Genomic DNA, 25236 nt, shown 5'->3' with positions numbered 1-25236 from the left:
CCCCTTCGGCATGTCCCGCAACCGGCTCCCGGGTACACACAAGATGAGCGGCGCCTCCTACTGGCGGGACTGGCAGGGCATGAGCCCGGCCGCCCGCCTGCTCATCATCAATGGTCTGGCGTTCAACCTCGGCTTTTACATGATGATGCCCTTCCTCGCCCAGCACATGGGCAGCGGGCTGGGCCTCGCCGGCTGGGCATGCGGCCTGGTCATGGGAATGCGGGTCTTCAGCCAGCAGGGGCTCTTCCTCTTGGGGGGGACGCTCGGGGATCGCATCGGCTATCACCCCGCCATCGTCTGGGGTTGCCTGGTGCGCTCGGCCGGCTTCCTGCTGCTGGGCTGGGCCGAGTCCCTGCCCATACTGCTGCTGGCGGCGGCCCTGACCGGCTTTGCCGGGGCCCTCTTCACCCCCTGCGCCCAGGCCTATCTGGCGAGCGAATGCGGCACCCCGAGCCAGCGTCAGCGCGCCTTCGCCCTGCACAACCTCGCCAGCCAGGCGGGCATGCTGCTCGGTCCTCTGCTCGGCCTGGCACTGACCCAGCAGAGCTATGCCCTGACGGGTATTCTGGCGGCGAGCCTGTTCGCCCTGCTCGGGGTGCTGCAGTACCGGGTGCTGCCCAAGCGCCCGGTGAGCAACCAGACCCCGCGCGGCGCCATTTTGCGCCAGTGGGGCACCATTTTGCGCCAGCGCCCCTTTATGATGTTCACCCTGCTGGCGGGCAGCTACCAGATCCTGTTCCACCAGCTCTATCTCGCCCTGCCCGCCCATATCCAGAGCCTGCCGGACGCCACCCAGCTGCTCGGCAGCGTCTTCACCCTCTCGGCGGTGATCGGCGTTCTGCTCCAGCTCCCGGCGTCCCGTCTGGTGGAGCGCCGCCTTGGGGTGCCGCTCGCCATGGGGCTGGGGATCGGGGTAATGGGCCTGAGCTATCTGGCCCTGCCGCTGCTCTCCCCCTGGCCGACGTTGGGCGTCCTGGCGCAGGTGGCCCTGCTTTCCTTGGGCTCCATCCTCTGCTTCCCGCTCTTTGCCGCCCAGCTGCCCCGCTACGCGCCCCCTGAACAACTCGCCAGCTACTACGGCTTCTATGCCAGCGCCGGGGGCTGCATGGCGCTCTTTGGCAACCTGCTTATCGGTTTTATGCTGGGGGATGCAGGCAGCCGCCCCGCCACAGCCATCTGGCTGCTGCTGGCCCTCACCGGCCTGCTGGCCGGGTTTGGCCTCTATACCCAGCTACGCAAGGATGGTCAGCCACAACCCGCCACCCATCAATAAACAGGGCGGCCTTGGCCGTCCAGTTTTTATCTCATTCCTCCCTCTCCGCTCTCCCCCCCCCCCCCCTTCGTCTAACCCGAAACAAGGCGATATGCTTGGCATCTATCGCACTCTAGTCAGATATATACGCAGTACCTTCCATAATACCTCCATGAATGGACCTGTTTGCATCTACGATGCCATGTATATCCTCTTGTTTTGTTGGCTTTACAATCAATGGATCTGCCGCTATTAATTGACTGTCGCTGTATCTGTGGAGAGCGGTGTAAGGCTGATCCGGTTGTGCCGGTCAGTACCCGCTCTGAGCCAGTCAGGCCGACGGGACTTCAACTTGAACCGAAGTCCGTCCGGCAATCATTCAATCCATACCGTTACGGACTTCAATATCAAATTTATTGAGGTCACGACCATGGGTAACATCGCCAAACAACGCCACCAAGCTGCCGTTCGCCAATCCTTTCACTGCTTCTATTGCGGACTGCCTATGTGGGAATCCTCCCCTGCCGCACTGATGCATCAGTACAGCCTAACCCCTGCCGAAGCCCGGCTATTGCAGTGCACAGGAGAGCATTTAAAGCCACGCGGCAATGGGGGCTCTGATCAGCCCTCTAATATCGTTGCCGCCTGTCGGCACTGCAACGGCACCCGCCACAAAACCCCCAAGGTGCTATCCCCTGAGCAGTATCAAAAAAAGGTACGGGCACGGGTGGGTAAAGGGGGCTGGTTTCCGAAAGGGATCACCAGCAAGGTCAAGGGGAACAGAACCAATCGGGTTTAGGAGCCGTAGGTTCGATGAGCAAAGCGTAATCGGACATTCGCGATAGCAATAAAAAGGACGCCATCAGGCGTCCTTGAAAAAACCGGGTCAACTCCCCAGATGCAGCGCCAGCCAGACTGCCAGGGGGATCACCAGCACGGAGAGCGCATTACCACCGAGTACTATGCTGGCCACCTTGTCGGGCTGGCACAGGTACTGCTCGCACAGCATGTAGTTGAGCACCGCCGGGGGCAGCGCCACCGAGAGTGTCAGGAGCGGTATCCAGTCAGGATCCAGGGGCAGCAGCCAGACGGCGATCCCAAGAGAGATCCCCCCCGCCAGCAGATAGAGCAGGTTGCATTTAAGCGCCAGCCCCAGGTGGCCCAGCTCCCCCTCCATCAGCCGGATGCCTAAGGCAAACAGCATCAGGGGCACCGCTATCTGGCCGAGCAGGGAGGCGCTGGTCACCAGATAGTCCGGCAGCGGGATCTGCAAGTTGGCCACCAGCAGTCCTGCCAGAGCCGCCCACAGCATGGGGCTGCGCAGCCAGAGCCAGCGCGAGGCATTGGCCGAGAGGATAAACATGCCCACCGAGAAGTGGAGCAGATTGGAGAGCACGAAGAGGATGACGATGGCGCCGAGCTGCTGCTCACCAAAGGCCAGCACCATCAGCGGGATGCCGAGGTTGCCGGTATTGCGAAACATGGCGGGCAAGATGAGCGCCGCTCGCTCTATGCCCTTGAGTCTGAGCAGGGAGAGCAGAAGGCCCGGCAGCAGGATCACCAGGGCCCCGGCCGCGATAAGCGGCAGATGGGCCGCAAGATCCAGCGGGTACTTCACCAGCGCCGAGAAAACCAGCGCCGGGGAGAAGAGCTCTATGTTGGCCCGGTTGATGTAACCGAGTTCGGCTCCCCCGCGCAGCCGCCCGTAGAGGGCGCCGAGGCCCGCCACCGCAAACACCGGGATGACGATATCGAGCAGGGCACTGAGCATGGGGAGTCCGTCTTAGAGTTCGCGGGCGGGGCGCCCCATCAGCACCACGGGATCCAGGGTGACCTCCAGAGTGCCGTTGCTGACCCAGAGCTGGCCGTCCGAGATGGTGCAGGTGAGCTGCATGGTACGCTCCACCATGGCGGTCAGGGGCAGGGTCTGGCTGTCGGAGAGCTCGATCACGGTCAGGTTGTCGTGCAGGCCGAGCTTGCCCTGGTTCTGCTTCCACCAGACGCTGGTGCCGCGGCCACCGTAGAGATAGAGCACCACTTGACGGGAGCGGTTGCACGCTTTCTTGAGGCGCTTCTCGTCGGGCTGGCCGAGTTCAATCCAGAGCTCGATCTCGTCGGAGTAGTTCTTGCGCCAAAGCTCTGGCTCGTCGTCCGCCGAGAGTCCCTTGGTGAACTCCAGCCGCTCGGCGGCGTGCCAGGCAAAGGCCGCCAGCCGGATCATCATCCGCTCGTCGGTCTCGGAGGGGTGACGGGCCAGGGTGAGGGAGAAGTCCTGATAGAGATTGCGGTCCATGTCAGACAAGCTGATCTGGGCCTTGAAGATGGTTGCCTTGAGCGCCATAGAAATCGTGAACACCTGATAAAAGAGAAAAGGGCGGACATGCCGGGCGCCAGTGTAATCAAAATGGCCGCCGGGTTCGACCATATTGACCAAGGTTTCCCCACTTGGACCTGGATAAGTGCTTTAAAAGACACATAAAACAAATGCCAGTCGTGAGACTGGCATTTGGCGGCATGAACGAGAGTGACTCACTTCTCGGCGGACTTGACCCCGAAGGCATTGAGCAGCAGGCAGCAGATCACTGCCACGGCCACGAAGCCGCTCAGGAAGATAAAGGGCATGGCCCCGTATCCCAATATGTTCCAGATGGTTTGTTCAAGCAGACTCATAACGTGTCCTTCATCCAGTGAAATGGGTGTCCCTTTCGTGACGGAGTAGTCCCCGTTCCTGATAAGGCTATTTGACCTCAACCGGTGCCTGAGTCCTATGCCACCAAAGTAATAAATGGGGCACCAGTTTGCGCCAGATCAATGATTTGGCCCCTGATGTGCCGCTTTTTTGTCCATGGAGGCGAGCGTTCCCCCCTTCCCAGCCCACGGTCAGACAAAAAAGCGAGGCGACCCCGGGGTCGCCTCGCGTACATCCTTTGCATGTCGCCCGGGATCAGTAGAAGCGCTGTTGCTCCGCCGCCATTGCCTTGAGGCGTGCGCAGGGGGCGAAGCGATCGCCGTGGCGCTTCTGGTAGTACTCGAGGCGCCCCACCAGGTGATCGATGCCGAGGCTGTCCATGTAGCGGAAGGGGCCGCCCAGGAAGGGCGGGAAGCCGATGCCGAAGATGGCACCTATGTCGCCGTCACGGGCCGAGGCCACCACGCCGCTGTCGAGCGCCATGGCCGCTTCGTTGAGCATCAGCAGCACGCAGCGCTCGGCGATCTCCTGGCGGGCCAGCTTGGGCGATACCTTGACCCCGAGCACTGCGTAGACGCTCTCGTCCACCGTTTTCTTGCCCTCCTTGCCGGTGAGCTTGTTGCGCGGCGCCGCCTTGCCGTAGAGGTAGAAGCCCTTGCCGTTCTTGCGCCCCTTGCGATCGTCTTGCAGCAGCTTGTCAAAGGCCTTGGGGGCCTGGAACTGCTCGCCGCCGAGCTCTTTCTCGAGGATGGGGGAGATCTTGGCCCCCACGTCGATACCGACCTCATCGAGCAGGGTGATGGGACCCACCGGAAAGCCGAAGTCCAGCAGGGCACTGTCCAGCACCTCCACCGGTTCCCCTTCCAGCACCAGGCGCGCCGCCTCGTTCATGTAGGGGGCCAGGATGCGATTGACGTAGAAGCCCGCCTCGTCTTTCACCACGATAGGCGTCTTGCCCTGGGCCCGGGCGAAGGCCAGGGTGGTGGCCACCGTCTCGGCGCTGGTGCCGGCGTGAGGGATGACTTCCGCGAGCGGCATCTTGTCCACCGGGCTGAAGTAGTGCAGCCCCACCACCCGCTCCGGATGGGCGGCATTGGCCGCTATCTGGTGGATGGGCAGGGAGGAGGTGTTGGAGGCAAAGACGGTGTGTTCACCGCACTCGCGCTCCACGTCCGCCACCATCTGGTGCTTGAGGGCGAGATCTTCAAATACCGCCTCCACCACCATGTCCACCCGGTGGAAACCGGAATAGTCCAGGGTGCCGGTGAGCAGGCTCATCTGCTTCTCCAGCTCGCTGCGCAGCAGTTGGCGGCGCTTGAGCTTCCTGGCCAGCAGGTCATAGCTGTAGCGCATGGCGTTGCCGATGCCGGCGCTCCCTACGTCCTTGATCCGCACCGGCACCCCGGCCTTGGTGGCGGTGACGAAGGCGATGCCGCCCCCCATCAGGCCCCCGCCCAGCACGGCGGCATGGGCCACCTTGCGCGGCTCGGCGCCCTGGTAGCTGACCTCTTTCTTCATCTCTGTGGTGGCGAAGAAAATCGAGCGCAGGGCGGCAGACTCCGCCGTCATCACCAGCTCGCCAAAGTGGCGGGACTCGGCGGCGAGGCCGGCCTGCATCCCCTCCTCCACGCCGATGCGCACCACCTCGAGGATCCGCTCAGGGGCCGGGTAGTTGCCACGGGTCTTGGCTTTTACTCCCTTGCGGGCCTGATCGAACAGCACCTTGCGACCCAGGGCGTTGGTCTCCAGCACCTTGCCCTGCAGATCCCGCTTCAGCTGATGGCGGGGCTTGCCCTTCTTGGCAAGCTTGATGGCGGCCTCCAGCAGGATGGAAGGCGGCACCACATCGTCCACCAGCCCCAGTTTCTTGGCCTGCTTGGCCCGCACCTGCTTGCCGGTCAGCATCAGATCCAGCGCCTTGGCCACCCCGATGAGGCGCGGTAGACGCTGGGTACCGCCGGAGCCCGGCAGCAGACCTAGCTGTACTTCCGGCAGGCCCAGCACCGTCTTGCCGTGCTCGGTCACCACTCGGCCATGGCAGGCGAGCGCCAGCTCCAGCCCGCCACCGAGGCAGGGGCCGTGAATGGCGGCGATCACCGGTATGGTCAGCGCCTCGATCTCGGCAAACACAATCTGCCCTTCTCGCGACAGCGTCTCGGCGTCCTGAGCAGTGGTGCAGGCAGCCAGCATGCTGATATCGGCCCCGGCGATGAAGGAGTCCTTCTTGCCGGAAGCGATCACCAGGCCGATCAGATCGCGGTTCCCCTTTATCTCGGCCAACACGGTGCGGATCTCGTCTGCGAAGGCGGCCTTCAGGGTGTTCATGCTCTCACCGGGCACATCCATGGTGAGGATGCCGATGCCGTCTTTGCGAATATCCAGTGAAAAAGTCTTAGCGCTCATCATTCAACCTCCAGCACCATGGCCACACCCAGCCCACCCGCCGCACAGGCGGTGTTGAGCCCCAGTCCCCCACCCCGACGCCGCAGCTCGTGCAGGGTCTGGGTGATCATGCGCGCACCTGTGGCGGCAAAGGGGTGGCCATAGGCCAAAGAGCCGCCGAGGACGTTGAATTTGTCCATATCCACCTCGCCGATGGCCTGGCCCCGGCCCAATTTGTCGCGGGCAAATTCGGCACTGGCAAACATCTTGAGGTTGGCCAGGGTCTGGGCGGCAAAGGCTTCGTGCATGTCGATGAGGGTCAGATCGGCCAGCGTGATACCAGCCCTGTCCAGCGCCAGCGGCGTGGCATAGGAGGGGCCCATCAGCATGTCCTGCCAGACGTCGATGGCGGAAAATGCGAAGCTGCGGATATAACCAAGCGGCTCCAACCCCAACTCCTTCGCCCGCCCTTCGCGCATCAGCAGCACGGCGGCGGCGCCGTCGGTGAGCGGGGTGGCGTTGGCGGCGGTGACGGAGCCATGCAGCCGGTCAAACACCGGCTTTAGCTTGGCGTAACTCGCCAGATCCGAGCTTTCGCGGATGTTGTTGTCCCGCTCCAGCGGCGACTTGTAGGGGGGCACATGGGCGGTGAACACCTCGCCACTGAGCTTGCCCTCGGCCCAGGCTTGCGCCGCCAGCGTATGGGAGCGGTGGGCCAGGGCATCTTGCGCCTCGCGGCTGATATGGTGGCTCTTGGCCATCTGCTCGGCAGTCTGTCCCATGGAGAGGCCGGTGGAGTACTCGGCCACTGCGGGCGGCACCGGCATCAGATCCTTGATGCGCAGACGACGCAGGATATTGAAACGCTGCTGCAGATTGCGCGCCTTGTTGAGATCCACCAGGGCGCGGGCCAGGGTCTTGCTCACCCCGATGGGGAGCACGGAAGAGGAGTCGGCCCCGCCTGCGATGGCGATGTCGACCGTGCCGGCCATGATGGATTCGGTGACGTTGGCCACTGCCTGGAAACTGGTGGCGCAGGCGCGCGACACGCTATAGGCATCTGTGCTGACGCTCATGCCGGTGCCGAGCACGATCTCGCGGGCGATGTTGGGCGCTTCCGGCATCTGGACCACCTGGCCGAACACCAGCTGGTCGATGAGATTGGGATCGAGATCGGTGCGGGCGAGCAGCTCACTCACCACCAGTTTGCCGAGATCCACCGCAGGCACGCCGTGGAAGGCCGTGGCTTGCTTGGCAAAGGGGGTTCGCAGACCCGCCACGACGGCAATCCGTTCGCCCTGGCGAGTCGTCAGTTTCAATGGCTGTTTCATCCTGGCTCCTTGGTTAAACGAGAAGATTAAAAGGGAGAGGTCTGACCTCATAGCGCCACATCTTAACAATCCAATCACAACTTTCATACGGCTGATTGAAACTAAATTGTCCCCATCTTGGCCCCCTCCCTCGCCCTTGGGGACCAACTGGAGTATAAAAAGATCAACTTCCATAAAAACAACGGGTTCATTGCATGGCGGCGGCAGAATTCAGAGCACTTGGGGACTATCTTGGCAGTCAGATCCTGGGACAGGACATCCTCATCGAGGGGCTGCTGATCGCCCTGCTATGTGAAGGACATGTGTTGATCGAGGGGGCGCCTGGCCTTGCCAAGACCCGGGCCGTCAAGGCGCTGGCCGGCGCCGTCGAGGGCCGCTTCGCCCGCATCCAGTTCACCCCGGATCTGCTCCCCGCCGATCTCACCGGCAGCGAGGTGTTTCACCCGCAAGATGCCAGCTTCGTGTTCCAGCCCGGCCCCTTGTTCAACCACCTGGTGCTGGCGGACGAGATCAACCGGGCTCCGGCCAAGGTGCAGTCCGCCCTGCTGGAGGCCATGGCCGAGCATCAGATCACGGTGGGCAAGAAGAGCTGGCGCCTGCCGCCGCTCTTTATGGTGGCGGCGACCCAGAACCCCATAGAGCAGGAGGGCACCTATCCCTTGCCAGAGGCCCAGCTCGATCGTTTCCTGCTCAAACTCATGGTGGATTACCCCAGCCCCGCCATGGAGCTGGCCATCTTGCAGCTCAACGCCGGGGGCGACGCCCTGCCGCCGCCCCCCGTGACCCTGAGCCAGGCCGCCTTGCTCTCGGCTCGCAGCGCGGTGCAGGCCGTGCAGATGCAGACCCGGCTAGAGCACTATCTGGTGCAGCTGATCTGTGCCACCCGCCCCGGCAGCGGCCTCTGCCCCGAGCTCGAATCCCTCATTGCGGTAGGCGCCAGCCCCAGGGCCAGCATAGGCCTGGCCCGCGCCGCCCGCGCCCGAGCCTGGCTCGCCGGGCGCGACTTCGTGCTGCCGGAAGACATCCAGCAACTGGCCCCGGCCATCTTGCGTCACCGCCTCATTCCCAGTTATCAGGCCCTGGCGGACAATCTCGACAACGACACCCTGATCGCCCGTCTGCTGGATGCCATCCCATGTCCCTGACAGCCCGCCAGCCCTGCGCCATGCCCCTGATGATCTGCCCCCATGACCAGATCCGCTGATCCCCGCGCCCATCCCGACATCGCCCTGCCCCTGGCCCGGTTGCTGGCCATCCGGCTCTGGGCGAGACAGGGTCAGCGGGCGCGCATTCACCAGGCCCGTCAAGGGCGGCTCGGGCGCCAGCCGGGCCTGAATTTTCGTGAGCTGCGCCTCTATCAGGCCGGGGACGAGGTGCGCCACATCGACTGGCGGGTCACCGCACGCCTCGGCCGCCCCCACACCCGGCTGTATGCCGAAGAGCAGGAGCAGGCCCACTGGCTGCTGCTGGACCTCTCCCCCGCCATGTATTTCGGCTCTGGCCCCCAGCTCAAGGCCCGCCTCGGCTGCGAGCTTGCCGCCGCCTTGCTGTGGCAGGGGGAGAAGCAGGCAAACACCCTGGTCTGCCACGGGGTGGAGACCCGTAGCGAGTCTCAGCGTGACTCCCTGATCCCCCTGCTGGAGGCGCTCTGTCACCACTATGAGTCGGGGCTGGATCGCGCTCCCCTGGCCAGCTCCCTGGCCCAGACCCTTGCACGCCTCAGCCTGCCCCATGGCGCCAGACTGACAGTGATCAGCCACCATCAGTCCCTTGATCAGGGGCTCAGCCAGCAGTTGCAACGCCTCGGCCAGCGCCACGACATCCACTATTGGCAGATCCGGGACCCCCTGGAGGCGGCCCTGCCCGAGCAGGGGCAACTGGCGGTGCAATCGGGCAAGCGCAGCGGCTGGCTCGACGCCGGACAGGCCCTCTTTCGCTGGCGCTACCAGGCCGCGGCGAGGCAGCAGGCCGACGCTTGCCAGCAGCAGTTGCTGCCCCTGGTGCAGCGCCTCTACCGCCTCGACAACGGCTTGCCGCTGCAACGCCAGTGGCAGGAGGCTGGATGCCGTCTGTTCTGAGCGTCCCCCAAACTCCCCCCCTCCAGCACCCGCCTGGGGAGATCGCCTCGCTGACGCGGCTTCAGGAGATCCAGGGACAGCTTCGCGACATCCATCCGGGCCCCCCCCTGGAGAGCGCGAGCGATCCCCGTCTGCTGGCCTGGGGCTGGCTGCTGATCGCCGTGCTCGCCGCCTTGCTGATCGGGGCCACCATAAACACCCTGTGGCGTCAGCGCCGCTGGGCACGCCAGATAGACTGGCAGGCCGCCGATCTGGTGCCTGACCTGCACGCCGCGCTGAGAGAGGCGGCCATCGCCCGCTGGCCAGAGGCGCGTTCCCTGCAAGGGGAGGAGTGGCTCGCCTGGCTCGACCGCCAGGGGGGCTGCCATTTTGGCGAGTTCGCCCCCCAGTGGCCGGACTGGCTCTATGGCTCGGACGCGCCGGATGGGGGGCAGCGGGCACGGCTGCGCCTTGCCTACCTCAGCTGGGGACGCCGCTGCGTCAGCGCTCCGCGCTGGATGGCGCGCCCTGTGTTGTGGCGCCGCAGGCGCAGCGGAGGGGCTAGATGATCCTCGCCTGGCCCTGGTTTGCCCTCGCCCTGGCGCTGCCGCTGCTGGTGCGCTTCGGGCTGCCCCCGCGCTCCCGCACCGGCCGCGCCAGGCTGGCCCATGCCGGCTTCCCCCTGCTGCTGCCCCAGGCCGGGCAACCCCTGTGGCGCATGGCCCTGTGCTGGTGTGCCCTGGTGCTGGCCCTGTGCCGCCCCCAGTGGCAGGAGCCCCCCCTCATTCACTACCAGGCCAGCCGGGATCTCATCCTGGCGGTGGATCTCTCCGACAGCATGCGCACCCAGGACATGCTGGACGAGGGGGAGCAGCGTGATCGCCTCTCTGCGGTGCGCCAGCAGATAGCGCAGCTCATCGGCGATCGCCCCGGCGATCGCATCGCCCTCATCGTCTTTGCGGATCACGCCTACCTGCTCTCCCCCCTGACCCAGGAGACCCGGGCCCTGCTGGCACTGACCCGCGAGCTCGATTTCGATCTGGTGGGTCGCACCACGGCGCTCGGCGAGGCCATACTACTGGCCCGCCAGCACGCCGACCCCGCCCGCCCCACCGCCCTGCTGCTGGTGACGGACGGGCGCAACACCGCGGGCAACGCAGACCCCCTGATCGAGGCCAGGCGGGCCGCCGCCGCAGGCATCCGCCTCTATACCCTGGGGGTGGGGGCCGATCCCGACACCTTCGCCTCCCCCCTGGGAGGGGCCGATCCCAGCGCGGAGCTGGATGAACCCTTGTTGCAGCAACTGGCCGAGCTGGGCCATGGCCGCTATTTTCGCGCCCGCAGCCAGGCCGATCTCTCGGCCATCAATCAGGCCATAGACACCCTAGAGCCGGCCGCCCGTCCGCAGACCCTCTATCGTCCCCACCATGAGCTCTATCCCTGGCCCCTGGCGCTCGCCTGGCTGCTGCTGGTGTGGCCGACCCGACTGCGCCGGCCGGGGCGGCGAACGGACAGAGACGCGCCGGAGCCACCCCATGAATAAGTGGCTTGAAGGAGCGTCATTATGGAGCTGATGCTGCTGCGCCCGCTCTGGCTGCTGGCCCTGCTGCCCTGGCTGTGGCAGGGGTGGCGCCGTCGTCGGCAGCGCCCCCTGCTGGCCCCCGCCATGCAGGCCTATTTGTTGCCGGCCCGGGGCCGGGCCATCCCCTGGCTCTGGCTGGCCACCCTGCCGGTGATCCTGGCTCTCGCGGGCCCCGCCCTGCGCCAGCAGAGCCAGACCGTCAGCAGCCCTGCCCTCGACATTTGGTTGCTGGATCTCTCAAGCTCCATGCAGGCCAAGGATCTGCTCCCGGATCGGGCGACCCGGGTGCGCCTGTTGCTTCAGGACATGCTGGCCGAGGCGGCGGCCCGGCAGGCGCCCCATCCCCTCGGACTCATCCTGTTTGCCGGGGATGCCTACCTCGCCATGCCCCCTACCCGGGATCATCAGGCCATCTCGCTGCTGCTGCCGGACTTGCGCCCGGCCATCATGCCGCTTCAGGGCAGCGCGCCGGAGCGGGCCGTGGCACTGGCCCTGGCGCAGATCCCCCCGGGCCAGCAGGCACGCCTGCTGCTCATCACCGACGGCCTCTCGGACAGCCAGATGGCGCGCATCGCCACTCTCTGGCCCTGCCTGGACACCCTCTTCTGCCCACAGTCGCCATCCCCCCGACTCGACATTCTGCTGGCCAATGCCGGTGAGAGCACTGCGCTGCCCCTGCCCCCCGCCGAGGGGGGCAGGGGCAGCGCCCTGGGGCAGACTCTTCCGGCACCGGACGGCGCCGCCATGGCGGATCTCGCGGCCAGCACAGGGGGAAGATTGCAATGGCTGCAGGCCGGGCTCCCCTCCTTTGTCCCCCTGCCCATGAGCCAGACCCAGACCGGGGCCCAGTCCCTCGATCTCGGCCCCTGGTTGCTGCTTCCTCTGCTGCCCCTGGCGCTGCTGGCCCGCATAGGGGCCCAGTGGTTGCTGCTGCTCATGGTGGTGTTCATCCCCCCGCCCCCCCTGCAGGCGGCGCCCGCCCCCTGGTGGCCCGCCCAGGAAGTGCCGGGCTGGCACGCCTTCTCCCAGGGGCGTTATCAGGAGGCAGCCCGCGCCTTCCAGGACCCCGTCTGGCAGGGCAATGCCTGGTACAGGGCCGGTGACCATGCCAGGGCCGTCGCCGCCTATGGCCGGGCCGACACGGCCACCGCCCACTACAACAGGGGCAATGCGCTGGTCTGGCTCGGGGATCTCAAGGGGGCCGAGCTGGCCTACCTGGCCGCCCTCAAGCAGGAGCCCGGACACCAGGATGCCCTCCATAACCTGGCGTTGCTGCAGGCCAGCCCCCCCCAGGCGGCCCCTTCTGCTCAGGCCCCCGAGAGCGGCGAGCCCCCCGAACCCTCTGCCGCCCCGGACAACCCCCGCCCCCCGGCGCCCCCCGTGCTCTTGCTGGAGCAGCGGCTGCGCAAGGAGGCCGAACGCCGCCCCCTTCTCAAGGTGGAGGAGCCCTGGTGATCCGCTGGCTGCGTTCATTCATCCGGTTTATGAAGGGCCTAAGCGGCTGCTGGCTGCTCGCCATGCTGCTGGCCGCCCAGGTACAGACCTCTCAAGTGCAGGCGGCCCCACCTCGCGCCGAGCTGCTGGCGGGGGAGAGCGATCGCGACTGGTTGCTCGTCATCGAAGCCGACGGGGATCTCAAGGGCGACGAACTCAGCCTGCTCCCCCTGCTGCGCCAGTTTGCGGTAGGCCGGGTCAGCATCAGCCGCGTCAACACCGAGGTGAGCAGCCTGATCCGCTGGCAGATCCCGCTTCACCTGCTGGAAACCAGTCCCCGCCAGGTGCCTCCTTTGACCCTCGGCGCCGAACAGACGCCCGCGCTGCCCATTCCGACGCCCCCCCGGACGGGCACCCTGATGCCACAACCCGAGGCGCGTCCTTCCCCCGTGGAGCTGCAGGCCAGGGTGCTGCATCAGGGCCCCCTCTACCCGGGACAACCCTTCATCTATGAGCTGAGCCTCTGGCTGCCCGCCAACATGGAGGCCCCCAACCTCGGCGAGCCCCTCGGTCAAGGCTTCACCATACGCCGCCTCGGCGACGATCGCTGGGAGTCCCCCGCCAGTCCCGGCATGCCAGGGCGCCTGATCCGCAAGTGGCTGCTCCAGGCCAGGGAGCCCGGGCTGCATCCCCTGGAGTCCCCCCGTTTCCAGGGTCGATTGCCCCAGGACCCGGACACCGCCGCGCAAAACGACGCGGGGGATCTGCTTTCCGCCAGAGCGGCCACCCTTTTCGTCAAGGTAGACAAGGCACCGGTGGAACCGGTGGCGAGCAGCCTGATCCTGCGCCAGCAGTTCAGTCCGGCCAGGGGAGCCAGCGTCGGGGAGCCGGTGATCCGCACCCTCACCCTGGTGATGGAAGGAGGGGATGGCAACCGCCTGCCACAGATCCCGGCCCCGGCATTGCCGCAGGGTCTTTCGATGAAACCGGACGGCGAGCAGCAGCAGGAGCGTTTCGTGGCCAAGGGGGCGCTGCGCTTCGAACGCCAGTGGCGCCAGGCCCTGACCGCACAAGCCCCAGGCAGCTATACCCTGCCCGCCTTAACCCTCTCCTGGTTCAACACCCGGTCCGGGCGCATCGAGCAGGCCCGCCTGCCGACGCAGACCCTGCACATCGAGGGCGACGCCGCCCCCTCCGATCCCGCCAAGGCGCCGGGCGCAGAGAGCCTCCACTGGGTGCTGTGGGCGCTGCTGCTGCGCGCCCTGTGCCAAGGCGGGCCGCGCTGGCTCGCCTTCTATCGGCTGCAAGGGGCCCTGGCGACCCAGGAGCCTGACCCGGCCAGATGGGCCTTGCTGGCCTGGGCAGCGCTGCGCTTGGGACGGCCTTGCCAGCACCTGGTCAACATGCCCTGTCATAGCGATCCCGCCATGGGCACGCTGCTCGATGACCTGGACAGGGCCTGTTTTGCCGCCCCTGGCGCTGCCGGCCAAGGGGTCGACTGGCAGAGGCTCGCCCAGTCGCTGTGCGCCAGGGAGACTTTTGCGATAGCCTATGTCCTCAGAAAACTGGCGTGGGCACATCCTTGACGCCTGCGGCAAACCACTCATGAAAAAGGAATCGCATTCATGACGTTAGGTTTTTTTAGAAAAAAAAAGGCAGGAACGGGAAAGGATCCCTCGGCCACCCCGGTCTATGGGGATATGGCAGACAAACAAACGAAATACGAGGCCCTGGTGCATGCCCTGCACGGGGACATCTACCGCTACGCCTACTGGCTGTGCCGGGATCCCCAAGTCGCCGAGGATCTGGTGCAGGAGACCTTCCTGCGAGCCTGGAAGGCGCTCGACTCCCTGGTCGATGACAAGGCCGCCAAGGCCTGGCTCATCACCATCTTGCGGCGGGAAAATGCCCGGCGCTTCGAGCGCAAGCAGTTCGATCTCATCGATCTCGACGAGCATCCCCAAAGCGATCCGGATGCGCTGCACAGCGAGCAGGAGATGGAACACGAATGGCTTCGGCGCCACATCGCCCGCCTGCCTGCCGAATATAAGGAACCCCTGCTGTTGCAGGTGCTGGGGGGATTCAGCGGCGAGGAGATCGCCGCCCAGCTCGGCCTGAACAAGAACACCGTCATGACGCGGCTGTTCCGGGCTCGCAACCAGATCAAAGAGGCCATGGAGGCTGCGGTACAACAGAGAGGTCACACCAATGGATGAGCTTGAATTTCGCCGCCGGGCCATCACCCATCCCTCGGACAGGGATCCGGCCTTCCTCGCCGCGGCAGAGGCCTCTTCCGCCAATCGCAAGCATCTGGACGAGATGAAGCAGCTGGACAGCAAACTGCGCCGCACCCTGGAGGTGGAGGTGCCCGCCGGTCTCGCCGAGCGGATCCTGCTCCGCCAGGCGATGGAGGCGGACGACGATGTGATGCCACTGCCCTCCACGACCAAAGGCAGAGGCTGGCGCCCGCTCGCCATGGCGGCATCGGTCGCCTTCCTGCTCGGCATGAGTACCCGCTGGATCAGCTGGCCACCGGCATCGGAACCACTGTCTCTGGCCCAGGTGGCCATGGCCCACGTCTATGGGGAGGAGCCCTTCATCCAGGGGGTGGATGAGAAGGTCAGCCTGCAGACCATCAATGCCAAGATGGAAAAATATGGCGCCACCCTGATGGGCATGCCCGGCATGAAGGTAACCTATGTCAATCACTGTGCCTTTTATCAGGGGCCGGCCCTGCACATGGTGATTCAGGGCAAGATGGGCCCGGTCACCCTGTTCCTGGTGCCCAAGCATGTGCCACTCACGATCCAGCCCGATTTTGCAGACGGTACCCTCAAGGGGGAGATACTGCCGCTCAAGGGGGCAAACATGGTGTTGATTGGAGACATGCAGGAGTCATTGACCCCGGTTGCCCAGCAGCTTGAGTCACGCCTGCACTGGTCCATTTAACAGAACTTGACTGGGGCTGACTGGGCCTCCGTCCCCTCCATATCACAGGCAGACACCGTCGTTGTCTGCCTGTTCATCTCCGAATCCCGACAACTTCCCGCTTGATACCCACCTGAAGTCACATTTTTACTATTTTTTTTGAACGATACAAACGACACCCATTGTATATTATTCATTCAATAATGGATAAAACAGACCATTTAAACGGCAAGTTAAAACAAATGATTAACACAATGGAAACTTTTATGTATTCTGCTGTCACTGGTCTGATTTCTTACCTCCTACCAGATCCATAGAATCACGCCAGAAATGAATGGGAAGAAGCTGACATAACAACAGATCTTGTCGTCTATAGCGGCCAAAGAGCCCTGATGTCGACAGAAAATCTGCTTACAAAGAGAGAACACTATGACAACTGCCTTTTTCAAGAAAAGCCTGATCGCCGCGGCCGTCACCCTGGCCAGCACTCAGACCTTCGCCGCCGCGTTCCAGCTGAACGAACACTCGGCTTCCGGTCTGGGCCGCGCCTATGCCGGGGAAGCAGCCATCGCCGACAATGCGTCCGTGCTGTCCCGCAACCCGGCCGCCATGACCACCTTCGACAAGATGGCACTGTCTGTTTCCGGTACCTATATCAAGCCCGACGTGGATGTCGCGGGCGACATCTATGCCGGTCCGGCCAAGCTGGCCTCTTCCAGCGAGAGCGACATCGCGCCAGATGCCTTCGTGCCGGCCACCTATTTCATCCAGCCCCTGAACGATCAGTGGGCCTGGGGGATTGGCCTGTTCTCCAACTACGGCCTCTCCACCGAGTACTCCAAGACCTTCCCGGCCGGTGCCGGTGCCGGCGATACCGAGCTGTTGACCTTCAACATCAACCCCAACATCGCCTATCGCATCAACTCCAACTTCAGCGTGGGTGCCGGCATCAATGCCGTCTATGCCCAGGCCGAGCTGAACCGCTATGCCGGAGCCCTGGCACCGGGTCTGACTGCCAAGACAGGTATCGTTCACAACAGCGACACCGCCATCGCTCACCTCAAGGGTGATACCTGGGGCTTTGGCTGGAACGTCGGTACCCTGTACGAGATCAATGAGAACAACCGCCTGGCCCTGACCTACCGCTCCCAGGTGGACTTGAGCTTTGACGGAGACTTCAAGGGGCTGACCTCCGGCTACCGGACCGTCGATGGCAACCTGAAGCTGGATCTGCCTGCCCAGGCCGAATTCGCCGGTTACCACCGTCTGAACCAGCAGTTCGCGGTGCACTACTCCGTCAACTGGACCGACTGGAGCGCCTTCCAGGAGCTCAAGGCCACCAGCAACGCCTGTGCCGGTGGGGTCTGCCTGCAAAAAGACGAGAAGTTCAAGGATTCTACCCGTTACTCCCTTGGCGGTACCTGGTACGTCAACCCGTCCTGGGAAGCCCGCATCGGCTTCGCCTACGACAACAGCCCGATCGAGCCGGAATACCGCAGCCTGAGCATTCCTGACTCCGACCGTGTCTGGTACAGCGCCGGCGCCACCTACCACATCGATCAGGACATGAGCGTCGATTTCGGCATGGCCTATCTGGATGGCAAGGAAGTGGACGTGAACGAAGGTCTGACCAGCCATACCGATCCGGTTCGCTGGAAGGGCACTTCCCACGGCAACGCCTTCCTGGCATCTGCCCAGTTCAACATGAAGTTCTGATTTCATCGCGATAAAACAGAGCGCCTCCGGGCGTAATGCCAGTCAGTTAAGCCTGACTGGCATTGTTTTTACTGGCTTTTTCACCGCATATTTCTGGGGCCTTGCCTTCACGCAGCGCGGATAACTTCGCTCCCTGCGCTGAGGCAAAATGAACTGCCCCGCCTGCTGCTCCAGCTCGGCCACTCGCCCCGGGATGTTGCCCGGCGACACATACGGCATCGCGCTCAGTTCATGGATGAGGTATACCGACGCCATGTGAAAACTCAGCTGGCTCGCCGTGTATCCCTTCAGGCTCGCCGCCATCTTCACCATCTGACTGCGTAGCAGGTTGTACGCCAGCAGCACGCCCCACAACTCTTGCCGTATGCCCACCGCCTTCTTGCTGCGCAGGGTCAGCTTGTGCTGTTGCAGGCTGTGTTTCATCTCCCGATACCCCAGCTCGATTTCCCAGCGATGACCATAGAGCGTGACGATGTCCGCCCCCGGGAAGCGCATCGGGTCGACCATCGAGGTCAGCACCTGTCGCGCCTTGCCGTTGATGGTTCGGGTCAGCAGTCGGGCCACCATCGTCGCGGGCAACTGCGGCCATTTCTTCCTCGCCTGCGGGCTGGTCTTGAGGTGCACCAGCGCATCCTGGCGCCCCAGTTTGCGGACCACGTCGTACTGCGTACCCTGCTTGAGCGGCAGTAGCCAGTGCCGCTCACGGCCCGTCGTCTGCCAGGCATGGAGCAGCCCGAGCGAGTAAAAGCCCTTGTCGAACAGGGTCAGCGAGTGGTCCGGTGTGCGTTCAATAAGCTGCTCCGCCAGCACCATCTCGCTGACGGTGCAGCTCTCCATCACGGCCTGGGTGAGCAGATGGCTGGTCAGCGCCATCTGGCAAAGCATGCGTACCTGCGGATAAGCCGTCTCGCCCTGCCGGGTCTTGGGTTTGGCGAAGGCCGCCGTGTTCTCGGCGGTGTCGGGGGTACGCCACATCACCCCATCGACGGCCAGCAGTTGCAGGCCGGCCCAGTCCGGGTGGTGAGACGGTTGATACCAACTGGCAGCGGTCTCGTGGAACAGGCGCTCGATGCTTTTATCCCCGAGCTTCTGGCGGGCTTGCAGAAAGGCGCTGGGGACGACGAAGAGACGCTCACCCGGCAGCAGGATATCGAGCTGATTGACGAGCTGGGTCATGGGAACGTGGCGGAACATGGCCATGCCGATGATGGCCCAGACCAGCCGCTCCATGGGCATGCGGCGACGGCGCAGAGTAACGACCCCTTCTTCGTGGAGCAGGGCAGTAATCAGCTCGGGAGGAATGAGGTCCGAGAGTGAGTCAAACTGAGCAGCATTACTGGCGTGAAGGAAGTCGAGAGCCTGTTCGATACGCATAAAAAATCCGAAACCAAATCAACTGGTTTCGGATTTTTGCATATCAGGAGGATCGGTCAATGGATCCTTAACTGATCGGCATTACGCCTCCGGGCGCTCTTTTTTTATGCGACATCCCCATCTCGGCGCACAGCTGTAGCAAACAGCTGTACTCTTTTTGTTTTTTATCAAGCTATTAGAGGCAATACCTCCAGCATTTAATCCCGTTTTGTCCTCTCTGCCCCCGCCCCCGTTGCCTTACTGGTCATACCATATAAAATCCCGCCCCCAACCAAATCACAGAATGAATTCCAAGTTCATCCCGAGGAAAACAATGCAGTCGACCATCAAGCCCTCCCTCATCGCCCTGTTGGTGCTATCGAGTCAGGCCCAGGCGGCCGGTTTCCAGCTGGCGGAACAATCGGCCACCGGCATGGGCCGCGCCTTCGCCGGTGAAGCCGCCATCGCCGACAATGCCAGCGTGCTCGCCCGTAACGCCGCGGCCATGACCCGCTTCGAGCGCACCGCCTTCTCCGGGGGCGTCATCCATATCCAGCCTGACGTCAACATCGAGGGGCTGACCCGGGTCCCCACCGCCCAGGGACCGGTGACCCTGGATGCAAGCGCCAACGACATCGCGGACGGTGCCTGGGTGCCCAATGCCTATCTCATCATGCCCCTGAATGATCAATGGTGGCTGGGGCTGGCGGCGACCTCCTACTATGGCCTCGGCGTCCAGATGCCGGACAACTACAACGCCGGTCACTTCGGCAACGTCTCCGACATCAAGACGGTGGATCTCGGCGCCTCCCTGGCCTATCGCATCAACCAGCACTGGTCGGTCGGCGCCGGGCTTTCCGCCATACAGGGGGAAGGGGAAGTGGGCGGTACCTTCCCCTCCAACAACAAGATTGCCAAGCACCTCAAGGGGGATGGCTGGGCCCTCGGCTGGCATCTCGGCACTTTGCTGGAGTTGTCCCCTGCCACCCGCCTCGGTCTCTCCTATCGCCATGACGTGACCCTGACCCTCTCAGGGGATGCTGTCGGCACCGATCTGCTGGGCCGTACCTTCACCGACACCGGCACCCTGGACCTGCCGCTACCCGCCACTGCGGAGCTGGCCCTGTTCCATCAGCTGACCCCGGCCCTGGCGTTGCATTCGAGCATCAACTGGACCAACTGGAGCAAGTTCGTCCAGCTCGAGTCCGAGCTCGATCACCATGGCACCATGCACATCAAGGACGAGCACTGGGAAGACAGCTGGCGCTACGCCCTCGGCCTGACCTATCGCCTAGATCCGAAGTGGCAGCTGCGCTCCGGCCTGGCCTACGATCGCAGCCCGGTGCCCGCCGATCGCCGCACCATCTCCATCCCGGACTCGGATCGGGTGTGGTACAGCGCCGGGGTGGGTTACCAGATAGATCGCAACCTGTCGCTGGATCTGGGGCTGACCCTGATCGATGGCAAAAAAGTCGAGGTGAACGAGACCATGCAGCTCAGACCCGGGATGGCACAAACTACCTCCACCTTCCAGGGCACCTCGGAAGGGGATGCCTGGCTGGCTGGCCTGCAGCTCAACTACCTGTTCTGATCCTGCCAACCTTGGCTGCACTCTGCCAGTTGCTGACCGTTTCGACCCGGTCGGCACTGGCATAGTGATCCGCTTCACCATAGAATCAAGCCTTCACCCATGCTGGAGAGATGCATGTATTCCTATGTAGCAAGGCAGCCCATCCTGGATCGGGAGTTGAAAACCCATGCCTATGAGCTGCTGTTTCGCGACAGCCTGGATAATGTGTTTCCCCCCATCTCCGCACAGCTGGCAACCTCCCGACTGGTGACAGAGCAATTTCTGCAACAGAACATCGATCAACTGCTTGGCGGACACCCCTGCTTCATCAACTTCCCTCACTCCCTGCTGCTGGACGGTCTGGCCGAATGCCTGCCCCAGGACAAGGTGGTGATCGAGATACTGGAAGATGCCGAGCCCGACGATGCGCTGCTGGACAAGGTGATCCAGCTCCACGGGCTGGGCTATCGGCTGGCGCTGGATGATTTCACCCTGGTCCCGGCCTGGGACAGGTTCCTTCCCTATATCCACATCATCAAGTTCGATCTGCGGGCCACGCCGCTTGCCAGCATCGAGCGGTTCATGCAGACCCATCGCCACCTGCCGCTCACCTATCTCGCCGAAAAGGTAGAGGACAAGGCCGAGTTTGAACGGATGAAGGGGCTCGGGGTCGAGTTGTTCCAAGGCTTCTTCTTTAGCAGGCCCCAGATGGTGCAGCAGACCACCATGCCCCCGACCCAGCTGGTGGTGATGCAACTGCTGAAGGTGGTCAATCAGGCCGAGCCGGATCTGGACAAGATTGAGCAACTGCTCAATCAGGATCTCTCCCTCTCCCTCAAACTGCTGCGTTACGTCAACCATCTCAAGCACTTTCCCCAGCCCATCGCCTCGTTTCGCCAGGCCGCCAGCTCCCTGGGTCACGCCCAGCTGAAACGCTTCGTGGCCCTGATCGCCGCCACCAGTGCCGGTCACGACAAGAGTGCCGAGCTCTACCAGATGTCCCTCATCCGTGCCCGCTTCTGCGAGCTGCTGGCACAGACCCATGCCCCCACCCAGCAGGCTCAGCAAGCCTTCATCACCGGGCTCTTCTCCCTGCTGGATGTGCTGATGGGGCAGCCGCTGGATCAGTTGCTCGGCACCATACCGCTGACCGCCGAGATCCGTGCCGCCCTGCTGGAGCGCAAGGGCAACCTGGGGTTCTACCTCGCGTTCTGTGAAGAGTACGAGAAGGCCAACTGGCAACGGATCGCCGCCAGCACCGCGCGCCTCGGCCTCAACGAGGAGAAGGTCAGCCACCTCTATCTCGCCGCCACCGCCTGGGTCAATCAGCAGCTCCAGGCCATGGAAGGGATGGACTGAACCCGCGAACCCGCCATGGTTTTCCCTCATGTCATCTCATAACAAAAACGTCCCGCGAGGGGACGTTTCGTTCAGAACACCATATTGAACTGGACCGAGGCCAGGAAGGCATTGCCTTCATTGTTGCCTTCGAAATAGAACGGCTGACCCGGGTCGTTGTTGTGGATCCCTTCCTTCACTCCGCTCGCTTCCCCATTGATATAGGCCATGCCAAAATCGATGCTCTTGCTCTCATCGATGTGATAGGTCGCCCCCGCGCTGTACCACCACTTGTCTGCATCCGGCAGACTGATGGTGGCGTGCTCGCTCTGCACGGCGGATTCGTCATAGGCCACCCCGACCCTCGCTTCCCACTGCGGGTTCACATACCAGGTCGCCCCGACCGCGTAGCGCATCGCATCCTGTAGTTGCTCGTTCTTGCTCAGACAGACGCCACCCGGCAGGTTGCACTGGCTGCTGACGGCTTCCAGTTTTTCAAAGGCGCTCCAGTCGGTCCACATCACGGAGTAGTGCAGTGCAAATTGCGGGGTCAGGCGGTGGTAGCCGGAAAACTCGGCGATGGCGGGCATGGGCACATCGACCGTGGCCTCGGCCTTATAGCCGGGCGCCCCCACAGCCCCGGTGTAATCCCCCTCCAGCTCCACATCGATCTGGGAGCGATAGGTCAGCGCCAGGCGGTTATCCTGGTTGATCTCGAACAGGGTACCGAGGTTCCAGCCCCAACCGTTGCCGGCGCCATCGAAGTTGGCCAGGGTATTGTGAGCACCATTGGCGTTTCCATTGGCATCGACCCTATCGACGTAACCGGTGGCGAGGGTGTAGTTGATACCGGCCCCGAGGCTCCACTGCTCGTTGACGCGATAGGCGACATTGGGGTTCAGATTGACGCTCATCAGGGACGTCTCACCCGCCAACAGGCCGGCGGCAGGATGGCTGCCCGCCCCGAAGCTGTCGTCGAAGCGGGTGCCCAGGCCGTAGTTGGTCATCATGGCGAAACCGACGGCCCACTGGTCGTTGACGGGGTGGATCATGTAGGCGGCGGGGATGACCGCGTTGGGGCCGGCGTTACCATGACTTGCCGGCGTGCTGGAGTCAAACCGGCTACCCGGCAGATCGGTGACAAAGGCCCCGTCCACGCTGTAATCCGGATCGACCATGGTGGCCGCTACCGAGACGGCGGTCTTGTCGAACATCATCATGGCAGCGGGGTTGCGACCCAGCACGGCGGCGCTGTCGGCGATGGCCCCCTCACCTGCGAAGGCTCGGCCAAGGCCGGCGGCGGAGTGTTCGTTGATCTGGAAGCCGGAGGCTGAGGCATGGGTAGCAAGCAGTGCCAGCACGCTGGCAAGGGTGCTGCGCTTGAATGGCGTAGTCATCTGAGTTTCTCTTGTGGGTGCCCACCGCAAGCGGGCATTGATCGTCGCAGTGGCCATGACGGCAACGACGGAACACTGCCGTGGGTCAGTGGCGCACGGGAACGGTGCGAGGACAGTAAAACAGAGGCGAATAGTAGGGAGCCCATCTCCCGCCACAAAGCAGACCAGTGTCGAAAACGGTCATCAGGCTTAATCCCGGCTGAATGAAAGCAAATCAGTCCATGTTCCCCACCAAAACCGGACTTTTCGCCACCGTCTATCCATCAGGCCAGGTGACATGACGAGCGAAAAGCACAGTTGGAAAACCAGGGGTTGATAGAGCGACATGGAGGGAGACAAACGGGTTGCCTGAGCAACCCGCTGCCGGACATAAGTAATGAGTGGAGGGAGAAACAGAGGGAAACGGCCTCAACACCGGACCGGCCTGGGGCCGGTGTTGGGACCAAGGGCTCACACCAGCTCGATGGCCATGGCCGTCGCCTCTCCGCCCCCGATGCACAGACTCGCCACCCCTCGCCTGAGCCCGCGCGTGCGCAGGGCATGGACCAGCGTCACCAGGATGCGGGCACCGCTGGCCCCCAGGGGATGCCCCAGGGCGCAGGCGCCTCCGTTTACGTTCAGCTTGTGATGGGGGATCTGGCACCCCGCCATCGCCAGCATGCTCACCATGGCGAAGGCCTCGTTCACCTCGAACAAATCCACCTCCTCCACCGACCAGTCCACCCGGGCCAGCAACTTGTCGATGGCCCCCACCGGGGCGCTGGTAAACTCCGCCGGCAGGGCGGCATGGCTCTGGTATCCCACCACCCTGGCCAGCACCGGCAAGCCCAGTTGATGGGCCGTCTCGGCCCGCATCAGCACCAGCGCCGCCGCCCCGTCCGAGATGGAGCTGGCATTGGCCGCCGTGATGGTGCCCGTCTTGCTGAAGGCCGGTTTCAGGGTCGGTATCTTGTCGGGCCTGGCCTTCTCCGGTTGCTCGTCGTCGGCCAGCAACAGGGTGTCCCCGGCCACCACGGGCGCCAGCTCTGCCCCGAAGGCGCCGCTTCGCTGGGCTGCCAGGGCCCGCTCGAGAGAGGCGATGGCGAAGGCATCCATGTCGGCCCGGGTCAGCCCGGCTCTGTCCGCGCTCAGCTGGGCATAGTGGCCCATCAGGTGCCCCTCGTAGGCATCCTGCAAACCGTCGAGGAACATGTGATCCAGCACGCTTTGGTGACCCATGCGAAAACCGCTGCGCGCCTTGTCCAGCAAATAGGGGGCCCGGCTCATGCTCTCCATGCCGCCCGCCACCACCACGTCCACCTCCCCCAGCCGCAGCCCGTCTGCCGCCAGCATCACCGCTTTCATGCCGGAGCCGCACACCTTGTTGAGGGTGGTGCAGGGCACGCTGTCCGGCAGCCCGGCCTTGAGTGCCGCCTGCCGGGCCGGTGCCTGCCCGACCCCGGCGCTCAGCACATTGCCCAGATAGACCTCATCGACCCGATCCCCCCCCATCCCGGCCGCCCCCAGGGCGGCGCGGATGGCGCAGGCGCCGAGCTCGGGTGCACTCAAGGCGCTCAGGGCCCCCTGAAAGGCCCCCATGGGGGTACGTTTGGCCGCCACAATCACTATATCCATCAATCGCACTCTCCTTGTTACATTGGGATAACATATGCCGCCGCCGTCCCCGGAACAAGACTTGCGGGGAAGTTGACGTTTGGGTAAGGTGCCAGCCTGCATTGACAACCAGATGACAGCCAAGACAGCCCTATGACCAAATCCAAGGATGACGCCCGGACCTTCAGCATCAGCGAGCTGGCCCGTGAATTCGATGTGACCACCCGCAGTATCCGCTTCTACGAGGATCAGGGCCTGCTGAACCCGACGCGCCAGGGACAGACCCGGATCTACAGCCGCCAGGACAGGGTGCGCCTCAAGCTGACCTTGCGTGGCAAACGGCTGGGCTTCAGCCTCGCGGACATCCGGGAGCTGTTCGATCTCTATGACGCGGACAAGAGCAGTCGCTCCCAGTTGCAGACCATGCTGGGGCTGGTGGCCGACAAGCGGGAGACACTGCAGCAGCAGCTGGAAGACATCCAGATGGTCTTGCTGGAGCTGGAGGCGGCCGAGCAGCGCTGCCGGCAGGCGCTGGGCCAGCTGACTCCCTGAGTCGACAAGGAAGGGACGACCATTCCGGTCCGAGGCAAATAAAAAGAGGGAGGCTTGCGCCT

At 63.8% G+C, this 25236-nt stretch carries 21 protein-coding genes and 1 pseudogene; 14 read left to right on the top strand and 8 right to left on the bottom strand.

Annotation, left to right across the window (positions count from 1 at the left end; all coding sequences use genetic code 11):
* The first annotated feature begins 43 nt into the window (after positions 1 to 43).
* A complete protein-coding gene (locus ACB039_RS08880) occupies positions 44 to 1273 on the top strand; it encodes an MFS transporter (protein ID WP_182788752.1) in 1230 nt (409 codons plus the stop codon).
* 409 nt (positions 1274 to 1682) lie between these two features.
* The gene (locus tag ACB039_RS08875) at positions 1683 to 2051 is read left to right on the top strand and encodes an HNH endonuclease (protein WP_081934455.1); all 369 of its coding nucleotides are present in this window, start codon (positions 1683 to 1685) and stop codon (positions 2049 to 2051) included.
* An 87-nt stretch (positions 2052 to 2138) separates the two neighbouring features.
* Here ACB039_RS08875 and ACB039_RS08870 read toward each other — a convergent pair whose 3' ends face one another.
* The 5 genes from ACB039_RS08870 to fadI form a co-directional block, all read right to left on the bottom strand.
* Positions 2139 to 3023 (bottom strand): AEC family transporter, encoded by an 885-nt coding sequence (locus tag ACB039_RS08870; RefSeq protein ID WP_139750898.1) that lies wholly within the window; start codon positions 3021 to 3023, stop codon positions 2139 to 2141.
* 12 nt (positions 3024 to 3035) lie between these two features.
* Complete coding sequence (locus ACB039_RS08865; protein WP_043129908.1) at positions 3036 to 3593, bottom strand: YaeQ family protein; 558 nt, start codon at positions 3591 to 3593, stop codon at positions 3036 to 3038.
* A 188-nt stretch (positions 3594 to 3781) separates the two neighbouring features.
* Entirely contained in the window at positions 3782 to 3922 is a 141-nt protein-coding gene (locus ACB039_RS08860; protein WP_081934454.1) for a TIGR02808 family protein, read from the bottom strand.
* Between the two features lie 274 nt (positions 3923 to 4196).
* Positions 4197 to 6344 carry a fatty acid oxidation complex subunit alpha FadJ gene (fadJ, locus tag ACB039_RS08855; RefSeq protein ID WP_371165515.1) on the bottom strand — a complete coding sequence of 716 codons (2148 nt, stop codon included), beginning with the start codon at positions 6342 to 6344 and terminating at the stop codon, positions 4197 to 4199.
* Positions 6344 to 7654: an acetyl-CoA C-acyltransferase FadI gene (fadI, locus tag ACB039_RS08850; protein ID WP_139750900.1), complete on the bottom strand. Its 1311-nt coding sequence runs from the start codon at positions 7652 to 7654 to the stop codon at positions 6344 to 6346. The genes fadJ and fadI overlap by 1 nt, the downstream gene beginning before the upstream one ends.
* A gap of 194 nt (positions 7655 to 7848) precedes the next feature.
* On the opposite strand from fadI, the gene ACB039_RS08845 reads away from it, so the two are divergent.
* From ACB039_RS08845 to ACB039_RS08805, 9 genes are all read left to right on the top strand, one after another.
* Entirely contained in the window at positions 7849 to 8799 is a 951-nt protein-coding gene (locus tag ACB039_RS08845; RefSeq protein WP_139750901.1) for a MoxR family ATPase, read from the top strand.
* Positions 8800 to 8841: 42 nt separating this feature from the next.
* On the top strand, positions 8842 to 9732 hold the full coding sequence (locus ACB039_RS08840) for a DUF58 domain-containing protein (protein WP_139750902.1): 891 nt from the start codon (positions 8842 to 8844) through the stop codon (positions 9730 to 9732).
* Entirely contained in the window at positions 9717 to 10280 is a 564-nt protein-coding gene (locus ACB039_RS08835) for a DUF4381 family protein (RefSeq protein WP_232092387.1), read from the top strand. Before ACB039_RS08840 ends, ACB039_RS08835 begins: the two co-directional genes overlap by 16 nt.
* On the top strand, positions 10277 to 11254 hold the full coding sequence (locus ACB039_RS08830) for a VWA domain-containing protein (RefSeq protein WP_371165514.1): 978 nt from the start codon (positions 10277 to 10279) through the stop codon (positions 11252 to 11254). The genes ACB039_RS08835 and ACB039_RS08830 overlap by 4 nt, the downstream gene beginning before the upstream one ends.
* Before the next feature lie 21 nt (positions 11255 to 11275).
* Complete coding sequence (locus ACB039_RS08825) at positions 11276 to 12748, top strand: VWA domain-containing protein (RefSeq protein WP_371165513.1); 1473 nt, start codon at positions 11276 to 11278, stop codon at positions 12746 to 12748.
* A gap of 29 nt (positions 12749 to 12777) precedes the next feature.
* Positions 12778 to 14313 (top strand): hypothetical protein, encoded by a 1536-nt coding sequence (locus ACB039_RS08820; protein ID WP_371165535.1) that lies wholly within the window; start codon positions 12778 to 12780, stop codon positions 14311 to 14313.
* 39 nt (positions 14314 to 14352) lie between these two features.
* Positions 14353 to 14943 carry a sigma-70 family RNA polymerase sigma factor gene (locus tag ACB039_RS08815; RefSeq protein WP_371165512.1) on the top strand — a complete coding sequence of 197 codons (591 nt, stop codon included), beginning with the start codon at positions 14353 to 14355 and terminating at the stop codon, positions 14941 to 14943.
* The gene (locus ACB039_RS08810) at positions 14936 to 15676 is read left to right on the top strand and encodes a DUF3379 domain-containing protein (protein WP_371165511.1); all 741 of its coding nucleotides are present in this window, start codon (positions 14936 to 14938) and stop codon (positions 15674 to 15676) included. Before ACB039_RS08815 ends, ACB039_RS08810 begins: the two co-directional genes overlap by 8 nt.
* Positions 15677 to 16084: 408 nt before the next feature.
* Positions 16085 to 17371, top strand: coding sequence for an outer membrane protein transport protein (locus ACB039_RS08805; protein ID WP_043129896.1), 1287 nt, complete (start codon positions 16085 to 16087; stop codon positions 17369 to 17371).
* A gap of 46 nt (positions 17372 to 17417) precedes the next feature.
* Here the strand turns inward: ACB039_RS08805 and ACB039_RS08800 are convergent.
* Positions 17418 to 18745: pseudogene (locus tag ACB039_RS08800) on the bottom strand (IS4 family transposase).
* Positions 18746 to 19058: 313 nt separating this feature from the next.
* On the opposite strand from ACB039_RS08800, the gene ACB039_RS08795 reads away from it, so the two are divergent.
* Positions 19059 to 20315, top strand: a complete 1257-nt coding sequence (locus tag ACB039_RS08795; protein WP_371165510.1) for an OmpP1/FadL family transporter — start codon at positions 19059 to 19061, stop codon at positions 20313 to 20315.
* Between the two features lie 114 nt (positions 20316 to 20429).
* On the top strand, positions 20430 to 21653 hold the full coding sequence (locus ACB039_RS08790) for an EAL and HDOD domain-containing protein (protein WP_268423228.1): 1224 nt from the start codon (positions 20430 to 20432) through the stop codon (positions 21651 to 21653).
* Positions 21654 to 21724: 71 nt separating this feature from the next.
* Here ACB039_RS08790 and ACB039_RS08785 read toward each other — a convergent pair whose 3' ends face one another.
* Both ACB039_RS08785 and ACB039_RS08780 read right to left on the bottom strand, forming a co-directional pair.
* A complete protein-coding gene (locus tag ACB039_RS08785) occupies positions 21725 to 23029 on the bottom strand; it encodes an outer membrane protein transport protein (protein ID WP_371165509.1) in 1305 nt (434 codons plus the stop codon).
* Between the two features lie 450 nt (positions 23030 to 23479).
* On the bottom strand, positions 23480 to 24643 hold the full coding sequence (locus tag ACB039_RS08780; RefSeq protein ID WP_371165508.1) for an acetyl-CoA C-acyltransferase: 1164 nt from the start codon (positions 24641 to 24643) through the stop codon (positions 23480 to 23482).
* A gap of 132 nt (positions 24644 to 24775) precedes the next feature.
* On the opposite strand from ACB039_RS08780, the gene ACB039_RS08775 reads away from it, so the two are divergent.
* Positions 24776 to 25174, top strand: coding sequence for a MerR family DNA-binding transcriptional regulator (locus tag ACB039_RS08775; protein WP_005325128.1), 399 nt, complete (start codon positions 24776 to 24778; stop codon positions 25172 to 25174).
* Positions 25175 to 25236: the final 62 nt, after the last annotated feature.

The organism is Aeromonas sp. S2(2024) (assembly GCF_041402505.1).
GTDB lineage: Bacteria > Pseudomonadota > Gammaproteobacteria > Enterobacterales > Aeromonadaceae > Aeromonas > Aeromonas media.
Note: the sequence above shows the minus strand (reverse complement) of the source record. Positions and strands in the feature narration are given on the sequence as shown.